22 protein-coding genes are annotated in these 23043 nt (G+C 27.4%); 11 read left to right on the top strand and 11 right to left on the bottom strand.

Annotated features, from left to right (window positions below; translation table 11 throughout):
• Positions 1-3: 3 nt before the first annotated feature.
• The 4 genes from gmk to EPJ72_RS07725 are packed head-to-tail and all read left to right on the top strand — an operon-like array spanning position 4 to position 2538.
• Entirely contained in the window at positions 4-555 is a 552-nt protein-coding gene (gene gmk, locus EPJ72_RS07740) for a guanylate kinase (RefSeq protein ID WP_147731615.1), read from the top strand.
• An 18-nt stretch (positions 556-573) separates the two neighbouring features.
• On the top strand, positions 574-978 hold the full coding sequence (locus tag EPJ72_RS07735; RefSeq protein ID WP_147731614.1) for a hypothetical protein: 405 nt from the start codon (positions 574-576) through the stop codon (positions 976-978).
• A 10-nt stretch (positions 979-988) separates the two neighbouring features.
• Positions 989-1927, top strand: a complete 939-nt coding sequence (gene miaA / locus EPJ72_RS07730; RefSeq protein ID WP_147731613.1) for a tRNA (adenosine(37)-N6)-dimethylallyltransferase MiaA — start codon at positions 989-991, stop codon at positions 1925-1927.
• Entirely contained in the window at positions 1924-2538 is a 615-nt protein-coding gene (locus tag EPJ72_RS07725) for a Pr6Pr family membrane protein (RefSeq protein WP_147731612.1), read from the top strand. The genes miaA and EPJ72_RS07725 overlap by 4 nt, the downstream gene beginning before the upstream one ends.
• Before the next feature lie 3 nt (positions 2539-2541).
• Here EPJ72_RS07725 and kdsA read toward each other — a convergent pair whose 3' ends face one another.
• Entirely contained in the window at positions 2542-3357 is an 816-nt protein-coding gene (gene kdsA / locus EPJ72_RS07720) for a 3-deoxy-8-phosphooctulonate synthase (RefSeq protein WP_147731611.1), read from the bottom strand.
• Positions 3358-3677: 320 nt separating this feature from the next.
• On the opposite strand from kdsA, the gene EPJ72_RS07715 reads away from it, so the two are divergent.
• Positions 3678-5024 carry a UDP-N-acetylmuramoyl-tripeptide--D-alanyl-D-alanine ligase gene (locus EPJ72_RS07715; RefSeq protein WP_147731626.1) on the top strand — a complete coding sequence of 449 codons (1347 nt, stop codon included), beginning with the start codon at positions 3678-3680 and terminating at the stop codon, positions 5022-5024.
• A gap of 17 nt (positions 5025-5041) precedes the next feature.
• On the opposite strand, the gene EPJ72_RS07710 is transcribed toward EPJ72_RS07715, so the two are convergent.
• From EPJ72_RS07710 to EPJ72_RS07695, 4 genes are all read right to left on the bottom strand, one after another.
• Complete coding sequence (locus EPJ72_RS07710; RefSeq protein WP_147731610.1) at positions 5042-5848, bottom strand: MlaE family ABC transporter permease; 807 nt, start codon at positions 5846-5848, stop codon at positions 5042-5044.
• Between the two features lie 17 nt (positions 5849-5865).
• Entirely contained in the window at positions 5866-7263 is a 1398-nt protein-coding gene (dnaB, locus tag EPJ72_RS07705; protein ID WP_147731609.1) for a replicative DNA helicase, read from the bottom strand.
• On the bottom strand, positions 7263-7775 hold the full coding sequence (gene rplI / locus EPJ72_RS07700) for a 50S ribosomal protein L9 (RefSeq protein WP_147731608.1): 513 nt from the start codon (positions 7773-7775) through the stop codon (positions 7263-7265). The genes dnaB and rplI overlap by 1 nt, the downstream gene beginning before the upstream one ends.
• A 145-nt stretch (positions 7776-7920) precedes the next feature.
• Entirely contained in the window at positions 7921-8223 is a 303-nt protein-coding gene (locus EPJ72_RS07695; protein WP_147731607.1) for a hypothetical protein, read from the bottom strand.
• 98 nt (positions 8224-8321) lie between these two features.
• Here EPJ72_RS07695 and EPJ72_RS07690 point away from each other — a divergent pair, with 98 nt between their 5' ends.
• Positions 8322-8882 carry a DUF4416 family protein gene (locus tag EPJ72_RS07690; protein WP_199749275.1) on the top strand — a complete coding sequence of 187 codons (561 nt, stop codon included), beginning with the start codon at positions 8322-8324 and terminating at the stop codon, positions 8880-8882.
• Here EPJ72_RS07690 and EPJ72_RS07685 read toward each other — a convergent pair.
• The 6 genes from EPJ72_RS07685 to EPJ72_RS07660 form a co-directional block, all read right to left on the bottom strand.
• Complete coding sequence (locus EPJ72_RS07685) at positions 8879-11134, bottom strand: methyl-accepting chemotaxis protein (protein WP_147731605.1); 2256 nt, start codon at positions 11132-11134, stop codon at positions 8879-8881. The genes EPJ72_RS07690 and EPJ72_RS07685 overlap by 4 nt on opposite strands.
• Before the next feature lie 77 nt (positions 11135-11211).
• On the bottom strand, positions 11212-12603 hold the full coding sequence (murD, locus tag EPJ72_RS07680; protein WP_147731604.1) for a UDP-N-acetylmuramoyl-L-alanine--D-glutamate ligase: 1392 nt from the start codon (positions 12601-12603) through the stop codon (positions 11212-11214).
• A gap of 136 nt (positions 12604-12739) precedes the next feature.
• Complete coding sequence (locus tag EPJ72_RS07675; RefSeq protein WP_147731603.1) at positions 12740-13132, bottom strand: copper homeostasis protein; 393 nt, start codon at positions 13130-13132, stop codon at positions 12740-12742.
• Between the two features lie 66 nt (positions 13133-13198).
• Positions 13199-14731, bottom strand: coding sequence for a lysine--tRNA ligase (gene lysS, locus EPJ72_RS07670; protein ID WP_147731602.1), 1533 nt, complete (start codon positions 14729-14731; stop codon positions 13199-13201).
• Positions 14732-14870: 139 nt separating this feature from the next.
• Positions 14871-15371: a DUF2262 domain-containing protein gene (locus EPJ72_RS07665; RefSeq protein WP_147731625.1), complete on the bottom strand. Its 501-nt coding sequence runs from the start codon at positions 15369-15371 to the stop codon at positions 14871-14873.
• A 62-nt stretch (positions 15372-15433) separates the two neighbouring features.
• Complete coding sequence (locus tag EPJ72_RS07660) at positions 15434-16066, bottom strand: AAA family ATPase (RefSeq protein ID WP_147731601.1); 633 nt, start codon at positions 16064-16066, stop codon at positions 15434-15436.
• A gap of 159 nt (positions 16067-16225) precedes the next feature.
• Between EPJ72_RS07660 and EPJ72_RS07655 the strand changes: the two genes are divergently transcribed.
• The 5 genes from EPJ72_RS07655 (at position 16226) to EPJ72_RS07635 (ending at position 23041) form a co-directional block, all read left to right on the top strand.
• Positions 16226-18178: an ABC transporter ATP-binding protein gene (locus EPJ72_RS07655; RefSeq protein WP_147731600.1), complete on the top strand. Its 1953-nt coding sequence runs from the start codon at positions 16226-16228 to the stop codon at positions 18176-18178.
• Positions 18179-18188: 10 nt separating this feature from the next.
• Positions 18189-18779 carry an RdgB/HAM1 family non-canonical purine NTP pyrophosphatase gene (gene rdgB, locus EPJ72_RS07650; RefSeq protein ID WP_147731599.1) on the top strand — a complete coding sequence of 197 codons (591 nt, stop codon included), beginning with the start codon at positions 18189-18191 and terminating at the stop codon, positions 18777-18779.
• A gap of 176 nt (positions 18780-18955) precedes the next feature.
• Positions 18956-19990, top strand: coding sequence for an NADH:flavin oxidoreductase/NADH oxidase (locus tag EPJ72_RS07645; RefSeq protein WP_147731598.1), 1035 nt, complete (start codon positions 18956-18958; stop codon positions 19988-19990).
• A 176-nt stretch (positions 19991-20166) separates the two neighbouring features.
• Positions 20167-22008, top strand: coding sequence for an ankyrin repeat domain-containing protein (locus EPJ72_RS07640; RefSeq protein WP_147731597.1), 1842 nt, complete (start codon positions 20167-20169; stop codon positions 22006-22008).
• A gap of 70 nt (positions 22009-22078) precedes the next feature.
• Positions 22079-23041: an ABC transporter ATP-binding protein gene (locus EPJ72_RS07635; RefSeq protein ID WP_147731596.1), complete on the top strand. Its 963-nt coding sequence runs from the start codon at positions 22079-22081 to the stop codon at positions 23039-23041.
• Positions 23042-23043 lie beyond the last annotated feature (2 nt).

Below are 23043 nucleotides of genomic sequence, written 5' to 3'. Positions count from 1 at the left end.
TATATGAATAATATAGTGGTAATAACGGCTCCATCGGCAGCTGGTAAAACAACCTTAATAAAAAAATATATGTCAAAACACTCAAATGCCATATTCAGTGTATCTCACACCACTAGAAACATTAGAGAAGGTGAAGTTGACGGCAAAGATTATTACTTTATAGATAAAGATACTTTTCAGAAGATGATAGATAATGGTGATTTTATTGAATGGGCTAATGTTCATGATAATTATTACGGCACTTCTTTTAAAGAATTAGAAAAGGCTAATGATGAAAAAGTTATATTAATATTAGATATAGACATACAAGGAGCTTTGTTCTTAAAAGAAAAGGGAATACACGCCAATTATATATTTATAGAGCCTCCTTCGATAGATGATTTGAAAGAGAGATTGCAGGTAAGGGGTACTGAATCTGAAGAAAGTATGAAAATTAGAATACGAAATGCTAAAAGAGAATTGGAATATAAAAACAAATTTGATATTATTATAAAAAATGATGAAATTGATATAGCTTATAAGCAATTAGAAGAAGCTATAAATTCAAAATTATAATAAATGGAGTATTTATATATGGGAATAATACCACTAAAAAAACTTATTGAATATAAAGGCAATCGTTATGAACTTAGTAAGGCTATGATAGAACTTGCTAAATCTGGAGAAAAATTATTAAAAGCTGAAACTAAATATAGAAATGGTAAATATATACCTACAGTAATAAAAAATATACTTGATGGTACTATTAAATATGAATACGAAAAAGATACTGAAATGACAGTAGATGAAGAAGCACCTTTCAAACATACTGAAGCTACATATAATGATGCTGAATATGTTACTGATGATGAAGTTGAAGAGGCAGAAGAAACTATTATAGAAGATATTGACGATGATGATGATGAAATAATAGATAATTATGAGGAAGAAGAAGAAAAGCCAAAAAGAAAAAAAAGAGCATCTAAAAAATCTGAATAATTATTAAATTGTGAAAAAAATAGTTTTTATATCAGGAGCTACTGCTTCTGGAAAAAGTGATTTTACACATAAGCTTATAGATAAATATTTCAATAATGCCGCCATATTATCTATAGACTCTATACAGGTTTATAGATATATGGATATAGGCTCTGCCAAACCCTCCAAAGAAGAAATAAACAAATACAATTACAAAATGGTAAACTTAATTGAACCTTCAGTTAATTTTAATGTTAATGATTATCTTGATATATTAAAAGATACTGTAGACAATATAGATAATACACCTATATTTGGAGTGGGTGGTACTGGTTTTTATATTGATTCTATAAAATATGGTCTTTTTGAAGAAGAAAATGAGGATAAAGAAAAAGCTGTTAAAATAAGAAAAGAGCTTTATGAGAAAATAGAAAAATATGGATTAGAAAGTTTGTATTTGGATTTACTTAATATAGACAAAGAGGCTGCTTTAACTATAGATAGATTCAATTCAAGAAGAGTTGTTCGTGCTTTAGAAGTTTATTATAATACTGGAAAAAAGTTTTCTGAATTAAAAAAACAAAGAAAAAGAAAATTAGATATTGAGTATATTAGTTACATTATAGATATTGAAAGAGAAGAGCTTTATAATAATATTAATAAAAGAGTTGATAATATGTTTGATAAAGGGCTTCTTGATGAGGTAAAATATATTATAAATAATTACAATGTAGATAAAACAAATACTTCAATACAAGCTATTGGTTATAAAGAATGTTATGATTATATAGTTAATAATGCTATGAGTTTAGATGAGCTTAAAGAATTAATAAAGAAAAATACACGCAACTTTGCTAAAAGGCAGCTAACTTGGTTTAGAAAAGATGAAAAATTAGAAAACATAAAAAGAATAAAACCAACAGATATAGAAAATACTGCAAAAGAGATAATGGATTTTTATAAGCAATGAAAAAAATAATTTATAAATTAATAATAATTATATTAGGACTATTTGCCGTAATTAGCGGACTTATAACATCAGACAAAAAAATAGATATAGAAACATTATATTATTTTACCTATCAAAACAATATTTTAGTGATAATTTATTTTATTATAGATATAGTATATTTAATAAAAAAACAAAAAACATTTATGCCGAGATTAAAAGGCACAATTACAATGTCTATCACAGTTACATTTTTAATATATCATTTTTTGATTAGCGGAGGCTACGAAAACAGAGCAGATATTATAAGAAGCACAATACTTCATTATATAGTGCCTATTATGACTATAGTTGATTATATTTTATTTGACAAAAAAGGAATATATAAAAACATTGACCCTATACTATGGCTTATCATACCTCTTATTTACTTTTTATTTATATTTATAAGAGCAAAAATTGGAGGCGAATTATCTAACGGCAGTTATTATCCATACTTTTTTATAGATATAAATAAATACGGAATAAAAACTGTATTAAAAAATGCCTTATTTATTACTATAGCTTTTACAATATTAGGATATATTGAACTATTTATAGACAGAATTATATTAAAACTATCAAAAAAATAATAATCACATATTTTTTACTAATTCATTTATTTTTAATACATCTCTCCACAAATCTTCAACTTTATCAAGTTCAAATATAGTATTAGAATCTGAAAGACTTTCTTTAGGATTAGGATGCACTTCCATAAATATACCGTCAATGGATAAAGCAACAGCCGATTTTAATAATGCAGGTATGAACTCTCTAGCCCCACCCGAAACACCATTAGCAGCGGAAGGCATTTGCAAAGAATGTGTAGCATCATAAACCACAGGAGCATAGTTTTTCATTATTTCCATATTCTTCATATCAACAACTAAATTACCATATCCAAACATAGTACCCCTTTCACAGAGTAAGAGCCTTTTTTCTTCTATTGCATCAGCACATTTATCTGCTATATATTTACAATCATAACCGCTTATAAACTGCCCTTTTTTTACATTAACAGCCTTTTTAGTTTCGCAAGCAGCTCTAAGCATATCAGTCTGTCTGCATAAAAAAGCAGGTATTTGAAGAAAATCAACATATTTAGCAGCAACTTCAGCCTCTGTAGGCACATGTATATCTGTAATAGTTAAAAGTCCGAGTTCCTTTCCTATGTTTTGTAATATCTCAAGCCCCTCTTTCATTCCTAATCCTCTATAGGAAGATAATGAAGTTCTATTGGCTTTGTCATAGCTAGCTTTAAATATTAATTGTATATTGAGTCTATCTTTTATCTCTTTTAATTTTTTAGCAATATTCATAGTCATCTCTTCGCTTTCTATAACGCAAGGACCTGCTATAAATATTAATTCTTTGTTTTTATTTGTAATGCCTTTATAATCAAAAGTCATATTTTTAAATCCTTTTTTAAATTATATATAAATAATACATTAATAATAATTAAAGTCAATTATTAAATATATGAGTGGTAATTTTTATTATTTAGAGTTATTATATACATTAAAATTATTACTGTCAAAAACAAGTTTTTATATTTTTATTATTTTGGGGACTAGTCCCCAAACCCCTACTTCTTTTGGTGACCCAAAGAAGCAAAAGGACTGCATTTTTGATGACTAAGTATAACCTTACACAACAAAAAAAGTTCATAATATATTTATAAAAAACAAAAATTGGCAAACTAAAAATGATAGATAAGGATTTAACTAACATGGGAAAAACTTCTATAAAAGATATAATAAAAATAGCAAAAGAAACTAATTCAAAATATATATTCAATTCTACCGATGAAAATAAAAACTTAGAAATATCCGCAGACAGCAGAGAAGATTTTAATGAAAATAAATTATTCTTAGCTATAAAAGGCGATAAGTTTAACGGCAATGATTTTGCTTTAGATACATACAATAAAGGATGCAGATTTTTTATACTTTCAGAAAATATTAATATGCCGGAAGATGCTAATGTAGTTTATACCAATGACAGTGTATTATTTTTTATAAAGTTGGCGAGAGAATATAGAAGAAGATTTAATATAAAGGTAATATCAATTACAGGAAGCTGCGGAAAAACTACTACAAAAGAATTAACAGCATTATTTTTAGGCACAAAATATAAAACATTAAAAACAGAAGGAAATTTTAATAATGAAATAGGAGTACCAAAAACAATATTTAATTTAGATGACAATTATGAGATGGCAGTAATAGAGGCTGGAATGAATCATAAAAATGAACTCTTAAGAATATCTGAGGCAATAGAGGCTGATACTGTTATTATTAATAATGTTGAGCCTGTGCATATTGCTTTTTTAGGCTCTTTAGAAAATATAGCTCTTGCTAAAAGTGAATTATTCAATAATGCAAAAGAAAATGCTATTATAAATAAAAACACAAACAAAGCAGATATATTATTAAGCGAAGCAAAAAACAAAAAAATAAAAAACATTATAGAGGCAGATATAAAAGAAATAAAAAAAATAGATGATAATAGTTTTGTTTATAATGGCGTAACATTTGATCATAATTTAATTGGAGATTTTAATTTACAAAACATATTAATGGCTTTAAAAACAGCAGAATTATATAAGGTAAATTTAGAAGAATGTGTAAAAGTTTTAACTAATTATCAAAATCAAAAAAACAGAATGCAGATAATAAAAATAAATAATTGCTCTATTATAAATGATTGCTACAATTCAAACCCTACAGCATTAAAAAACATGCTTATATATTTATCTAAAAGAGAAGAAAAAAGAAAAATAGCTATCATAGGCGATATGCTTGAAACAGAAACTGAAAACTCTTCTTTTCATAAAGATATAGGAAGTTTTATAAACTCATTAAAAAACATAAATGAAGTTATTACAGTGGGAGATAATTCAGAGAAAATATATAATGAAGTTACATGCTCTAAGATGCATTTTAAAAAAGTAGAAGAGAGTATAAACACTATAATTGATATTATAAAAAACAGTAATGAAGAAACAGCGATTTTAATAAAAGCATCATTAGGCATGCGTTTTAATATGATAATAGAAGCTATAAATAATATATAATTTTTTATTTTATTCTATTACATTCCAAACATACCGAGTATTGAAACTAATAGATAGTCTGTTATAAGTATTAGCATAAAGCTATAAACCACGCTAATAGTAGTAGCTTTACCAACACCTTCAGCTCCCCCATTAGTTCTAAATCCATAAAAACAAGAAATTAAAATAACTTCTGCACCAAAAATGGTAGATTTTATTAAACTTCCAATAAAGTCCCCAAGCGAAATAACAGCAATAGCTCTATCAAAATAAATAGCAGGGTCATTATTAAGTACAAATACAGTTACTAAAGCTCCGCCAAGAACCCCTATTATATCAGCAGAAACGGTAAGCATAGGTAAAGATATAACAGCAGCCCAAAATCTAGGCACAGCAACATATTCTATAGGATTAGTGTATAATGTTTTTAAAGCATCTAACTGCTCACTTACCTGCATAGTACCAATTTCAGCAGTAACAGAACTGCCCACCCTACCTGCAAATATTAAAGCAAGAAGCATAGGAGACAATTCCTTAACCATAGCCTTACCAACCATAGAACCAACAAACTGCGATATACCCTTTAATACACTATCCAAAACAACCGCTATCTGAAGCGACATTACCATTCCAGTACAAAGTACTGTTACAGCAGCAACAATAAAAGATTCCACTCCCATTCTTACTATTTGGTCAGTTAAAAGTTTGAAAGAAAAACTAGGTCTAAAAGTATATTTAAATATTTGTATAAGTAAAGAAGCAAACTCTCCTAATGTATCAAGTAATATGATAATTCTATTCTTTATACCTTTTCTAACTTCTATCTTAACATCAAATAGTTCCATTAATAAAAGTCCTTATTTTAATTATTATTATTATTAATATTTTCAAATCTAGTCTGGTCAGCAATAAAATTAAGCGGCAACCCTTCAAGTATAGCACCATTTCTATGTTTTGCAAGTATCACTTCCACTTGATTATTTCTCTCATCAATTACTTCTTCATCTTTATCTTCTTTGTTTGGCTTTTGTCTATGGAGAAACATAACTATATCAGCATCTTGCTCTATAGAACCAGATTCACGCAAATCAGAAAGCCTTGGTTTATCTTGTCTTTGCTCAACAGCCCTAGATAACTGTGCTAATGCTATAACAGGCACATTTAATTCTTTTGCTAATGCTTTAAGTCCTCTTGATATATCTGCAATTTCTTGTTCTCTTGTACCATTTCTTCTTGTATTTGCATTAGAATGAATAAGCTGCAAATAATCAACTACTATTAATTTTAAATCTATTGGCTTTCCTGTGGTTTTAGCAATTTCAGCAAATTTATATTTCATCTGCCTAGCCTTACCTCTTATCTCCATAATAGTTAATTGACTGGAATCATCTATTAATAAATTAGCCTGAGATAAACTATTAAAAGTCTGCCCTAATTTAGTCCACTCTGTCCTCTCCAAATCACCTGACCTTACACGAGATAAACTAATTCTTGCCTTACTAGCAATAAGCCTCTCCACAAGCTGCATACTGCTCATTTCCAAAGAGAAAAAACCTATACCATAATTCATAGATTCAATATTAGTTATAACATGCTCTACTATATTTAGAGCAAAACTAGTTTTACCAACAGATGGACGAGCAGCAAGTATGATTAAATCTGAAGGCTGAAAACCATGCGTAACCTTATCAAGTCCAATAAAACCAGAAGGCACCCCTGTAACAGTACCTTTATGTTTTTTTCTGTTTTCTATTGTGGTTAATGCTTCATAAAGTAAATCTCTTATATGTATAAAATCATTATCAAGTCTTCTTTGAGTAACTTCAAATATTCTTTTTTCTGCAAAATCGGCAACTTCTTTAGTTTCAGAATCTTTTGCTTCATAAGCTGAGTTTTGTATATCTTGAGTGGCTGTGATTAAATCTCTTAATAAAGATTTTTCTGCTATGATTTCTGCATAATATTTAGCATTTTGATGAAAAGGACTTCCGTCTATTATTTTGTTTAAATATACTTCATCATTTTGAATTATTTTATCGAAAAGACCATTTTCTTTAAGATATCTTAAAGTAGTTTCAGCATTAACAGCAATTCCTCTATTATGCATTTCAAGAATGCATTCATAAAGCAGTCTATTTCTTTCACTATAAAAATCTTTTGATACTATTTTAGAAATTGCTGCAGATATAGCCTGAGAGTTTTGAAGCATGGCTCCAAGTAGAGACTCTTCAGCCTCTATGGAGCATGGAGTATTATTCATTAATTATTTTCTTCTGTTGCAGCAGTAGATTCAATATTTTCTGTATTAGCTTCAACATTATCAACGTTGTCAATATTAACAACTTTAATTTTGATATTAGCATTAACACTATGATATAATTTTATTTCAACATCATATTCGCCAAGTTCTTTAATATGTTTTTCCATATGAACATCGCGTTTATTAATGTCTATTTCTTTTTCTTTTAAAGCATCAACTATTGTTTGCTGACTAACAGAACCATATAATTTACCATTATCAGCAACTTTAGCAGGTATTATAACACTTATATCAACAATTTTTCCTTTAAGTATTTCAGCTTCCATTTTTCTTTTAGCTCTTTTTTTCTCTAAACTTTTTTGCATTTGAGCTAAAGTTTTTAAATTAGCAGCATTTTTTACTACAGCTATTCCTCTTGGTATAAGGAAATTTCTTGCATAACCATTTTTTACTTTACATATATCGCCTTCATATCCAAGTGATATAAAATCTTTCTTTAAGATAATTTCCATTGGTAAAACTCCCTGTCATTTACTATATTTTACACATTCTATAATTTTTAATTCATTAATTATAACATATTATAAATATTATATCAATACCTTAACATATTATTTATAATTAAAAAACAGTATATATTAATACATTATAAAATGTTTATTCAATTTTTCTAACCCATTTTATTGTATATCTGTCAAAAGATTTACTTTTATCAGCAAGCCATAGCGTTTCTTTTTTTACTCTGGCTTCTATACTAATGATTTTACCCTGATATTTAGAATATTCTTCAAAAAAATCTTCATCAAAATAATAATCTATATTGTTTTCAGATATAACTACATTTGGAAAAATATAAGTGCCTACTACTCTTACTTCCCCTATTATAACTTGTTTCTTTGCCAAAAGCATAATAAATAGCAGAGAAATAATAGATACACTCTTTAAAAAATTATTATTCATAAACCAAAACACCTTCTTAAAAACTAATAATATATTATTATTGAAATTATGTCTACAGAGCTATTGAACATAAAATTAAATTAATATATTATACTACAATGAGTAAATCTATTAAACAATCAAAAGCAGTGCTCGTTATTGCATTAATGTATAGTGAATCTGAAATATATAATAATACTTTAATTGAATTAATAAACAATTTTGGAAACACTAAAATAATTGGAGAAGAGTATTTATTTTCTCATTCTCATTACTATGCTGATGAAATGGGAGAAGATTTAAAAAAGAGATTCATAGTATTTGAAAATATGATAGAGAGAGATTATATAGTAGAAGTAAAAAAAACTACTGATGAAATAGAGAAAAAATATTTAGACAGTAACAATAACAGAAAAATAAATATAGACCCCGCAATACTTACTTTAGAAAACTTTGTGCTAGTAACAAATAAAAACTTCACTCATAGAATATATTTAAAAGACGGAGTATTTGCCGATTTAACTCTAATATACAAAAAGAAAAAAGGCTACACCGAACTTCCTTGGACTTATGCAGACTATTCAAGCACAGAAACAAAACTCTTTTTAAAACAAATAAGAGAGCTATTCTATAATAAATTAATAGAAAGCTCCCCATTCGGTTCAAACTGGAATAATTAATAATCTTTTATATCAGCAGTTTTAACAAACTCCTTATCCCAAACTCCAATATGCTCTATTAAAAGTTTTGCTAAAAGCCCTGAAAAATCTTCCGCAATCTCTCTCCAATTGGAACTAGTTTTAAATGCTTCATATTCTTCATTAATAGCTTTAATAAACTTCTTATGTTCCTCAAAATGTTCTTTTATTTTTGGATAATTCTCTTTATTTTGCATTTGTATTTTTTGCTCTTCAGAGAAGTGATATTTAGTGTAATCTATAGCCCCTTTAAATGCTTCATCAACTTCATTTTTATCATTGTTGTATAAAGCATTATGCACTTTATTAGCATAATCTATAATCTGCTTATGCTGCTCATCTATTATTTTATTATGTGTATAATACTCACTAGTCCATTCTAATCTGCGAGGACCAACCTTAAAAAAGCTCATAGCATTAAAAAGCTCTTCCATTTGTTTTTCAAGTTCCTGAGAAGATTCCTGCATAGAATATACCAAACTAGTATTTTCTTGAGTCTTAGAATCCATCTTCATAACAGCACTATTGATATTATTAATACCTGCCATCTGTTCATTTGTAGTATTAACCATATCTTCTATTACTTTTGTAGTTTCATTTATTTTATTCTCTATATCAGCAAACAATTCTCTTGAAGTGTTAGCAGAATTAGTAGCATTCTTTACTTTTTCATTACTGCCGTTAATAAAAGAAGTTATGTTATTAACAGAGCTTTGTGTAGTCTGTGCCAAATTCCTAACTTCAGAAGCTACAACTGCAAATCCACGCCCTTGCTCACCAGCACGTGCCGCCTCTACAGAAGCATTCAAAGCAAGTATATTAGTTTGAAAAGCAATGTCCTCTATAAATTTTACTAAACCGCTAATTTTATTACTATATTCAAAAGCCTCTTCTGTATTTTTAGCAGTTTCTGATATAATACTTCCTGCTTTTTCTATAGCATCTCTTGACTCTATCATCATTTTATTAATTAAATTAGCATTATCTACAGATTTTTCTATAGTGCTTGATATCTCCTCTGTAGCCTCTGCTGTTTTACTTAAAGAGTCTATTTGTTCATTTGTTCTGTTATATAAATCTTTATTGGCATAAGAAAGTGAATAGGCTGTTTTTTTAGTTAAATCTATATTAGAATTAGCTGTTTCAATTATTCTCTTCATAGAATTTCTTATATTGTCAAAACTTCTTATTAAATATCCTATTTCATCTTTTCTGTTTAAATATTTATCAGCTATATTAAAAGTTAAATCTCCATCTGATATAATACTAGCAACCCTTAATGCCTCATTAACATAAGAAATAAGTCTTTTAGTAAAGAAAAAAGCAAACGCAACCAAAACACCTATAACAACAATAGCAGTTATTATCGCATACAAAATCATATTTTTAGAAGGAGCATACAACTCGCTTTCTGCCATAGAAACTATAATATACCAACTCGTATTTTTTATATTATGAAATGACATATAATATATTTCTTTAGCATCTTTATAAGTAATCATTCCGTTTTTATCTTTTATCACTGTTTCATAAGGCGGATAATTATCTGTAGTTAATATTTTGTTTTTGTCTTTATGAGCTAATATTTTTTTATTTTTATCTATAATAACAATCTGACCAGAATTACCTATACTAAAATTACTAATAAATCTATCAACAAAATCTGCCCAATTAACATTGCCAAATAATATTCCTATTAAATTTCCATTATTATCTTTTATACCATGCCACAATCTATAAGTTGGAAGTCCTGTCATTATTGATTTTTCTATACTGCTTTCTCCTCCAGAATTATATCCAGAAGCTTCAAACATCTTCCAATCATCATTTCCTTTATTGATTGATACTCCTAATAAACTTCCGCCAGAAGAATCTAAAATTGCATTTCCTTCTGTATCTATAATAATAAAGTTCAAAAAAGAGTTTTTACTGTCTGCAAAAGATTTTAATGCTCCTTCAGCATTTAATCTTAAAACAACGTCATTAGTATTTTGCAGAAAATTAATAATATCATTATTTTTTGAAAAATTCACCATGGAATTATTATTATCTTCAAACCATAAATCAACAAGCTTATTATAAGACAAAACATTTGATTCAAGTCCATTTCTAACTATAACATCCATCGCCTTTGACGATATAATAGAAACAACGATAATACTAGATATAGTGGCAATTATAACAGAAATCGTAACTATAAAAGGTATCTTAAATATTAATTTATGAATATTCATCTATATATTACCTCTAAAAAATCAGTTTTTTTAATTATATTTTATTTAAATTTAATAAAAAATTATTTAAAAGCATTCTATCTATTAACCAAATCCTTAAAATATTTCCCACGCTCTTCATAATTTTTAAAACTATCAAAACTCGCACAACCCGGTGAAAGCAAAACAGTGTCTCCATTTACAGCTATTTTCTTTGCATAATTAAATGCTTCTGTAAAATCTTTTATAATAATTTTATTAGAAACTTCTATCATCTTATTTAAATCTTCAGATGCTTCACCTGTGAGAATAAGTTTTTTAACTCTCTCTTCTATAATCGACTTTAAAGGCTTAAAATCTATACCTTTATTTCTTCCACCCATAATAAGTATAATGTTTTTATCAAACGATTTTAAAGCACTCATAACAGCACTCATAGATGTTGCTTTAGAATCATTTATATATATTACTCCATTTATCTCTCTTACAAACTCTAATCTATGCTCTATACTTTTAAAACTATTAACAGCTTTATCTATATATTCTACCGGTATATTATCTTTTATACATGCCAAAACAGAAGCTAAAATATTTTCTATATTGTGCATCCCAAGAAGTTGCCTTTTTGCTATAGAAAATAATTTTTTACCATTATAATACAAACATTCATCTTCACTATTATAATATAAATTAGATTCTTTATATTTAGTAGAAAAAGTTAATACATTAAAAGATATATCCTTTTCTTTTATAAGCTCATTATAATATCTATTAGTATAATAATTATCATAATTCAATATTAAAAAGTCATAACAGTTTTGATTTTTAGTAATATTTTTCTTAGCATTAAAATAATCTTCTATATCATCATATCTATCTAAATGGTCTTCAGCTATATTGAGTATCACAGAAATATGAGAATGAAAATTATAAATCGTTTCCAACTGAAAACTTGAAAGTTCTAACACTATATCTTCATCTTTTTCTATGCTTTCAACTTCTTTAGAAAAAGTATTTCCAACATTTCCTAATAATCTCGCCTTTTTATAAGAACTTATAATACTATAAATTAAATTAACTGTAGTAGTTTTACCATCTGTACCTGTTACTGATATATAATTTCTATCTGGAATTAAATTATAAGCGAACTCTATCTCCCCTATAACTTTTATATTTCTTCTTTTAGCTTCTTTTACTATATCTATACTTTGAGGCACTCCGGGAGAAATTATTATTAATGTAATATCTTCTAAAATATTAATATCTTGCTTTCCAAAGTATAATTTTGCATTCTTATCTTTTAATGCTTCTATACTTAGCTTTAATTCTTCTTCTGTTTTACTATCACTTAAAGCGTACTCAATATTAATATTGTTATTACAATTTATATCATACAAAACATTTGCAATACTCACACCGCTTCTTAATGTAGCTCCAAGTATTAATATATTTTGTTTTTCTAAATAATTTATATATTCTTTATTAAGCATTTTTATTCCATAATTTTTTTCTTTATATTATAACAAAAAGAGTAATAAATTTAAATATTTTTTAATACATATAAAAAATGCTAACCTATGTGTAATTCACAAGTTAGCATCAATTCTTTTACATAAATAATTAAAATCATTCAGTAAATAAAGGTGCTATTTTATTAGTGTCAAAGCCTATAATCTTTGTAACAATTAAATATTTATTAGTAGTACCTTCTTCCATGCCAGCTCTATCTTCTAAATAACCCTCTACTTTAAGATTAACTTTAGTAGGTTCAGCAAAATTAAAAGCAGTATATTCTCTCTCTAAATTAATATACTCCCCTTCCATAGCTACAGGATAATTTTTCATCTCTGCATAATTACTAAATATGGCAGAATCAGCATAATAAACAAAATCTCCTTCAAAAGTAATAGTGTTTGAAGTTAATTGTGTTTCATTTGGCATTGCATTATTATTTTCTGTTTTGTTAGAACAAGAAATAGCAATAACAAATACTACAAACAATAAAAATATTTTTCTCATTTTATTATCCTTTTTATTTTTTATAAACTATAATAACCATTATAGTATTGATTTAGTAAATATAAACTATTCTAATTTTCTCATTTGAGGGAAAAGAATAGTATCTCTAATACTAGGCACATTTAAGAAAAGTATAGCCATCCTATCTATTCCTATACCAAGCCCACCAGTAGGAGGAAGACCGTATTCTAATGCATTTATAAAGTCTAAATCCATATCCATAGTTTCATCTTCACCGCGTGCTTTAGCTTTTAATTGCTCTTCAAAACGCTCTTTTTGGTCTATTGGGTCATTAAGCTCACTAAATCCATTAGACATTTCCATTCCGCCTATAAATAATTCATATCTCTCTGTAATATCTGGATTGTCAGGATAAGATTTTGAAAGAGGAGAAACTGCCTTAGGATAATTAATAACAAATGTAGGCTGAATAAGTTTTTCTTCCACTTTCTCTTCAAATACAGCAACCATTACTTCCCATTTACTAGGCTTACCTTTTGAAGTGTCTATCTCTACACCTATTGATTTTGCTTTTGATATAGCTTCGTCATCACTTACTATAGCATTAAAATCAAGTCCTGAATGCTCTTTAACTAAATCAACCATAGAAACTCTTGCAAATGGAGGCTTAAAATTAATCTCATAATCTTTATATTGAGAAGTGTATTTTCCATTTAATTTGAAACATACTTTTGAGAATACTTCCTCTACCAATTCCATAACCTTATGGAAATTAGCATAAGCCATATACGCTTCCATCATAGTAAACTCTGGATTATGTCTTGTAGATATTCCTTCATTACGGAAATTTCTATTAAGCTCAAACACCTTATCAAAACCGCCAACTATAAGCCTTTTCAAATAAAGTTCAGGTGCTATTCTTAAATAAAGAGTCATATCTAAAGTATTATGATGTGTAACAAATGGTTTAGCCTTAGCTCCGCCAATTAATGGATGCATCATAGGAGTTTCTACTTCAAGGAAATTATTTTCTATCATTACTTCCCTTATAGCAGATATCATTTTAGAACGTTTAATAAATGCCTCTTTAACATCATCATTCATTATTAAATCAACATATCTTTGTCTATAGCGAAGCTCTGTATCTGTTAGTCCATGAAATTTTTCAGGAAGCGGATTTAATGATTTTGTAAGAAGTTTTAATTCGCTTGCATATATTGTAATCTCTCCTGTTTTTGTTTTAAATACAGTACCTTTTACACCAACAATATCTCCTATATCTATAAGTTTTTTGAACACTGTATTATAAAACTCATCACCAAGTTTATCTTTTTGTATATATGCTTGAATAGTGCCTTCAGAATCTTTTATAGTTAAAAATGAAGATTTGCCCATCACTCTATAAAGCATAATTCTTCCAGCAACAGCAACTTCTGTTTCATTCTTTTCAAGCTCTTCAAATTTCTCTGCTATATCCTTCGATTTATAAGTTACATCATAACTATTTGGAAATGGATTTATTCCCATACTTCTTAATGTGTTTAACTTTTCTTTCCTGTTTTCTTTTTCTGCATTTTTTTCTACAATAGAATTTTTTTCATTTTGTGTGTTTTCAGAATTATTTTGATTTTCTGACATTAAATTATCCCTCTTAAACAATATTTTCTATTTAACAGTTTAATTAACTGAAAAATTATACAATAAATATATATTATAAAAGAAAAAAACTCTATAATAAAAAAGGATTATTTAAATAAAAAATTAGAATATTAAAAAATTATCCTGCTAAATCACCATACTCAATATTTTTATCCCCATCAACATAAACTATCAAAGAATGATGCTTAAAATAATCAGGTTCAAAAAGTATATGCATAGTGGTATCTGGTCTAGATTCATCTTCTTCAAAATCAATAAGTATGCTGTCTAAATACATAGCCTTATAAAAATCTTCTTCTTTTATAGGTATATTAATAATTTCTCCAAGAGTATTTTGATAAGAATTATCATCAATTTGCTTGTTTGCGGCAACCCACTCTTCAGCTAAAGTAATACATTGTTTTGAAATAAGAAAGTCTGATATATTTTTTTTATGCTCTTCTATCCATTTTAATATTTCATTAATTTTATCTATATATTTTAATAACATATCAGATTTATTTGCTTCTTCTCCAAAATCTATAATTAAACTAATATTCTCATCTTCCCATAAGCAGCATAAGGCTTCATAGGAAAAATAATCGCTTTCAGAAAAATCTTTTATTTGTAAAGAATTTATCATTTCCAACTAATCCTAAAATAGTTTTGTTTATAGTATAATACATTAAATTATAAAATTCATCATTTTTTTATATTTTTTAATTTTTTATTCATCCCATATATTATAATATCACAAATCTCATCATAATTAAAACATCCGCTATCTAAAGTCATATTATAATTTATCATATTTCCCCACTCCTCTCCAGTATAATATTTATGATAATTATATCTATAAGAATCCATATTTTTTAATTCTCTTTCGGCATTCTCTATTTTTACTCCATACTCTTCATTTATTCTTTTTATTCTATTTTCTATAGAAGAATGAATAAATACATTAAAAGAATTATCAAAGTATTTTAAAATAAAACTAGCACATCTTCCTATTATAACAGCCGATTCTTTTTGAGCTATATCTCTTATAACCTTGCTTTGTATTTCAAATATTCTATCGAGTGTAGAATAAGTTTTATTTTCGGTGAAAGGACTTTCGAATTTTCCTTTATTATAAGCTGTGAAAAATATATTATCATTTATAAAACATTCATCTTTTAATTCTATAACACCCCTAGCTAACCCTGTTTTATCAACAACTATATCAATTAATTCTTTGTTATAAAAATTAACATTAAGTATCTTAGCTAATTTCTCTCCAATTAGTCTTCCACCGCTTCCATATTGTCTGCTTATTGTTATAATAAAATTATCCATAAAACATATCAACTTTTATAAAATATAGTTATAGATTATAATATAAATAATATTTAAATCTATACTAACAACTACTCAAATTGATTGTTTTTTATTGCATTAATTAATGATTAAATATAAAATATATGAAGTTTAATTGCATATACTTTAGGATTTTCAATGATAAAAAAAATAAAAGAATTTTTCAAAAAAGATAATAGAGCATTTGATTATGGCGCTGTAACAGAAGAGCATATAAAAAAATATTATTCCAATCCCGAAAAACATATTTATAAAAGAATGTTGTCATATGCTATGAAGCATAAAAAGCTCTTTATTCCATCTTTTCTAATTAGTATAATGTATACAATAATCAATATACTTCCTCCTTTCTTTGGTCAATTAGCGATATCTATTACAGGCGGAAAACAAGTTAATCTATTAGATAAAATACCGTTTGTAAATGAATTAGCGAATAAATTTGGAAATATAAATACTAAACAATTAACAGAACAATTTTTAACAACAGACTCTTTTGCTAATCCAATTATAATAGCTCAGTTTGCTTTTATTATAATAATAGGTTTTGTATATGTATTATTTCGTGTTGGCTTTGACTATATTAAAACATTTCTTTTTGCCTTTACTGCTCAAGAAATAGGAAAAGATGTTCGTGCTGACATGCTAAAAGGATTAATGAATACTGACATATCCTATTTTAAACAAGAAAAAGAAGGAGATATTATAAGCAGGGTACTAAATGAATCTGGAACTATAGAGGGATTTTTATCTGGTACATTGCCAAATATGATAACAGTCCCTTTAACATTAATACTTACATTAGCAGTATTGCTTTTATTAAATGTAAAACTAACTTTAGCATGTTTTATAGCTGCTCCATTAATTGGTTTAGGAATAGATAAAGTTTCTAAATTAATTAAAACAAGAGTTTCAGCTCAGCAAAATTTATTAGGAAGTACAACTTCTGTTATACAAGAAGATATAAGAGGAATAGAGGTTATAAAAATATTTTCTAAAGAAGATCAAGAAGTTAAAAGATATAGGTCTTTATATTCTGAATTAATCACTTTGATGAGAAAAATAATTTTACTCACTTCTTTAAACAGACCTATGACTGAACTTGTAATGATAGCTGCTATGCTTGTAATACTTGCTTACGGCGGATTTTTAATTTTTAAAGGGGAGATGCCTTTTGAATTTTTATGGGGTTTTTTACTTTATATGCTTAATATTTCAACTCCTGTAAGAGATTTATCTGGAATATTCATAAACTTACAAATGACAAAAGCTATAGCAGTAAGAGTATTTCAAATTATAGATTTACCGCCTGAAAATGTAGATGATCCTAATAAAAAACAAATGAAGCCTATAGAGCATTCTATAACTTTTGAAAATGTTAATTTTGAATATCCAAAAAGAAGTGACACACAGCCTTTCCATTTAGGACCTATTAGTTTTAATGTAAAAAAAGGAGATGTAGTTGCTTTTGTTGGTAACAGCGGCGGAGGTAAAACTACACTAATAAGCCTTATACCTAAATTATTTACACCTTCTGAAGGCGTTATTAGATTTGATGGTGTAGATATTAATGAACTTAATACAAGAAGCGTAAGAAATCAAATTGGTGTGGTATCTCAAGAAAATATTTTATTTTATGGAACTGTAAGAGAAAATATACTTTATGCAAATCCTGATGCTACTGATGATGATTTATTAAGGGCAGCAAAAATAGCACATGCTGATGAGTTTATATTAAAATTACCAAATGGGTACGATACTCATATAGGTCCAAGAGGAGTAATGCTTTCAGGCGGTCAGCGTCAGCGTATAGCTTTAGCAAGAGCAGTATTAAAAAAGCCTTCTATATTAATACTTGATGAAGCTACAAGTGCATTAGATACTGAGAGTGAAATGTATGTACAAAAAGCATTAAATGAAATTATTAATCTTCAAACTACATTCGTAATTGCTCACAGATTATCAACTATAAAAAATGCCACTTATATATGTGTTGTAGAAAATGGTCAAATCATAGAATCTGGTACGCATGAAGAGCTTATAAAAAAAGGCGGAAAATATCAATATTTGTATTCACTTCAGTTTAGGGAGTAAAATATAAAATATGATAAACAAATTAGTAATAGCTACTGCAAATAAGCATAAATTAATTGAGATACAAAATATATTTAAAGGCTCTGCAAAAGAGATATTGCCTATGCCTGCTGATATTGGTGAGATAATAGAAGATGGAAATAGCTTTATAGAAAACTCATTGATAAAAGCAAGGGCTGTGTATAATTATACAAAACTCGCATCTTTGGCAGATGACTCTGGGATTTGTATAAATGCTCTTAATGGGGAACCAGGAATATATTCTGCAAGATACGGCGGAGAAAATTTAAGTTATAAAGAAAAAATGCAGATGATATTAGATAAATTAAAAAATAAAAATGATAGAACTGCTTATTTTATCACTTCTGCTGTATGTGTATTAGATGATAATTATTATATAGCTTTAGAGGGAAGAGTTGATGGAATAATAGTAGAAAGCCCTAAAGGATTTGATGGATTTGGCTATGACCCTATATTTAAGCCTAATGGATATGATGTTACATATGCTGAGATGACTTTAGAGCAAAAAAACTCTATGAGTCATAGAGCTATAGCTATGAACAAAATGAAAGATATACTGCACAACTTGAACAATATTTAATTATTAAACAGTCATTATAGTATTTTCAATTTGTATTTTAAATCAAAAAATATGTGAAAATAAAGAATTTAAAGCTTTCAAAAATGTTTAAAAAGCATACTAAATAACTTGAATTGTCATGATTTTTTTTATATACTATACCACATATAAGCATATTATTTTAAGGAGTTTTTATAATGAAAACTGAAAAAAGCAATCTTTTTACGCCTTTACAAATAGGCAATATAGAAATAAAAAACAGAGTTGTAATGCCTCCAATGTGTATGTATAGTGCTGAAGATGGGTATGTTAATGATTGGCATATACAGCATTATGCTACTAGAGCTATAGGAGGAACAGGTTTAATAATAGTAGAGGCTACTGGAGTTTTGCCTTATGTAAGCAGCATCACTGATAATGATTTAGCTATATGGGACGACAAATATATAGATGGTTTAAGCAAATTAGTAAATGCAGTTCATGCTAATGGAGCAAAAATAGGCATACAATTAGGACATGCTGGAAGAAAATGCGAATCTGTAAAAATAGATAAAATATATGCTCCAAGTGCTATAGCATTCAATGAAAAATATAGAACACCTATAGAAATGACACAATCTGATATCAATGAAGTAGTAGATGCTTTTGCTAATGCTGCTGTAAGAGCTAAAAAGGCAGGATTTGATATCATAGAACTTCATGCTGCTCATGGTTATTTGATTTCTACATTCTTATCACCGCTATCAAATAAAAGAACAGATGAATACGGAAAAAATAGAGCTAAGTTCTTAGAAGAAATACTAAGAAAATGCCGTGAAGCCGTAGGAGGCGATTACCCTATACAAATAAGAATTTCTTCATATGACTGGAAAGAAGATGGAAACACTGTAAAAGATTTTGCTGAAATGCTAAAACCTTTAGAAGAAGCTAAATTAATAGATTCTATAGATGTTAGTACTGGAGCAGTTACGGCAGATGGTAAGATTATTCCTTATGAAGGCTATCAAATACCTTTCTGCAGAGAATTAAAAGAGTATATGACAGTGCCTTGTATAGGAGGAGGGCTTATATACGACCCTAAAATGGCAAATATGATAGTTAGAAACTCTGCTGCTGATGCAATATACATAGGCAGAGAATTATTAAGAAATCCTTATTGGGCATTGCAAGCTGCAAGAACTTTAGGCATTGATGTACCATTCCCTAAACAATATGAAATGGCTAAAAGATAATTAATAATAATAATTTGCAGGCTTTATTATGCATGTGTATAATAAGGCCTTTTTTATTTAACAAAGCTTTTCACAAATAATTATTCAAAAATACAGCCTTTTAATTTATATAAAATATGTTATATTGTATGCAAGTTTTTTAATAAGTTTTTTTAAGTCTTTTAATAGGAACGTTTATGAATAATAATAATAATAATAATAATCAATACGATGAAAATAAAAAATATTTATTTAAAGTAATAATTATAGCATTAGCAATTATTTTTATACTATTAATTGGAGCAGGAATACTTGTTGGTACATTCTTATTTATAACACAAAGGTCAAATTTAAATAAAATGACTCAAAATTATGAGATATATGATGAGGCTATATACAATAAAAAATATGGTGATAGTGTTGTAAAAGAGTTTGTAAATAATTATGGTGCTGATATTAATGATACTGATATAGAAAATAAAACTCCTCTCTATCATGCCGTTGAAGCAAACAACATAAAGGCTGTTAAGTTTTTAATAGAAAATAAAGCAGATACAGAAATATCAAGTGATGAAGGAATAACTCCTCTGCTCTTAGCAATAAAAAACAATAACAAAAAAATAGCAGAACTTTTAATAAAAGAAGGAAATGCTAATGTGTATGGTTCTTATACTGGAGATGATATAAAAAATTACCCTATGTATTATGCAATATCCCAAACAAATAAAAGTATGATAAAATTGTTACTAGATAATTCATTTGATTTAAAGAGAGAGTCTGCTATTTTAAGTTATGCTATTGAAAACAGCGATAGAAGTATAGTTAAATATTTAGTAGATAATGGTGCGGATATTAATTATAGAAATGCTGATGGAAGTACTGTATTATATAATTCTATAGTATCATTAGATTATGATTTATTTAAGTACTTTTTAGATAAAGGTTCAAAAGCAGAAAATAATAGTTTTAATAAGAAATATGGAAATGTTATAATGGCTGCTGCGGGTTCTAAGTTTAATAATAGTTCAATCAAACAGCCAGTGGATTTAGTTCTTCTTCAAAATGGTGCAGCAAATAGTGCTAAAATAATGAATGATATTATAACTAACTTTAATAAAAATGATATTAACAGTTATATAAATGGAATGAATGCCTTAATAATAGCTTCCGGCAATTCGTATATTGACACAGTTAGAATACTTTTAGAAAATGATGCTGATGTTAATTCTTATGACAATGAGGGATGGACTTCTCTTATGTATGCTGCTAATAACGGAGATATAGAATTAGCTAAGCTTTTAATTTCTAATAATGCAAATGTCAATATTCAAAGCTATGATTATAGTACAGCTTTAATGTGTGCTATAAAAAGTCCTATTGTAAAAACAAGAATACCTATGATAGAGTTATTAATAGCAAACAAAGCTGATATTAATATAACAGATGCTAATGGGCTTGGTGCTTTAAATATTGCTATAATGAATAATGATATGGAATTAACAAAATTCTTCATTACTAATAAAGCAGATTTAAATAAAACAACTATGGAAGATGGAAGCTCTTTAATAGAATATGCTATTAATACTGATAATATAGACTTACTTCAGCTTTTAGTTGAAAATGGTGCTGATATTAACAGAGCCAATGATATATCAAGTTTAACACCATTAATGAGAGCTTCAAGAACTGGGCTTGAAAATATAGTGAGAATATTACTCTCAAGAAATGTAGAATTAAATACTATAGATAAATATGGAAGCACTGCTTTACATATGGCAGCTGAAAACTCTCAATTAAATATTGTTAAACTTTTGCTTAATAAAAAACCAGAGCTTAATATAAAAAATCAATATGGAGACACACCTTTGCATAATGCTGTTAGGGCTGGAAATATTGATATAGTAAGCGAGCTTGTTATAGCTGGTGCGGATATTAATATAGAAAACAATAACAGAAAATTGCCTATAGATATAGCAAGAGACAATAACAGTTTAGCCATATATGAAGTATTAAGACAAGCTCAAGACAATATAGAATAAAAAATATATAGATTGTAAATTTTTTATAATATATTATAATTAACATAATATTTAAGGTAATAATATATATATGTCAATTATATTAAAAGTAGAAAATCTCAAGATGTATTATCACACATCTAAAGGCAATATAAAAGCTATTAATGATATTAGTTTTGATATAGAAGAAGGAGAAACTTTAGGCATTGTTGGAGAATCAGGCTGCGGAAAAACATCACTTGCAACATCGCTTCTAAGAATGCCCTCCCCTCCCGGAAAATATGAAGGCGGAAAAATTATATTAGATAATGAAGATATAATACCGCTTAAAGAAGAATATATAAGAAAAAATATAAGATGGTCAAAAATATCTATGGTTTTTCAAGGAGCTATGAACTCTCTCACTCCTGTATATACTATAGGCTATCAAATGCTTGAAACATTAAATAGGCATATTGATATGAATAAAAATGACGCCTATAAGCTCATAAAAGAATATTTAGGATATGTTGGGCTTCACCATAGCGTAATGGATAGATATCCTCATGAGCTTTCCGGAGGAATGAAGCAAAGGGTTGTAATAGCAGCTGCTTTATTTTTAAAACCTAAATTAATAATATTAGATGAACCTACTACCGCATTAGATGTTATAGTGCAGGCTCAAATAATAAATCTATTAAAAAAACTAAAAAAAGATTTTAATTTATCATTTATATTTATTACTCATGATTTGGCATTAGAGGCAGAGATATCTGATAGAGTTTGTGTAATGTATGGAGGAAAAATAGCAGAGCTAGCTAAAAGTGAAGATATTTACAATAATCCAAAACATCCATATACAAAGAGATTATTAGCAGCTACTCCAAGGCTAAAAAAAACCGTTGATAAATTAGATTTTATAGAAGGCACTCCTCCTAATTTACTTAATCATCCTAAAGGATGCATGTTTTATGACAGATGCAAAGAGAGAATTGATAAATGCAAAGATGAAGAGCCTTTATTAAAAGATATTAGAAATAAACATTTATGTGCATGCCACTTAATAGATAATTAAAT

Origin of the sequence: Brachyspira pilosicoli (assembly GCF_008016535.1) — a bacterium.
GTDB classification, from domain to species: domain Bacteria; phylum Spirochaetota; class Brachyspiria; order Brachyspirales; family Brachyspiraceae; genus Brachyspira; species Brachyspira pilosicoli_A.
The sequence above is the reverse complement of the archived record's forward strand: the minus strand, read 5'-3'. Positions and strand labels throughout refer to the sequence as shown.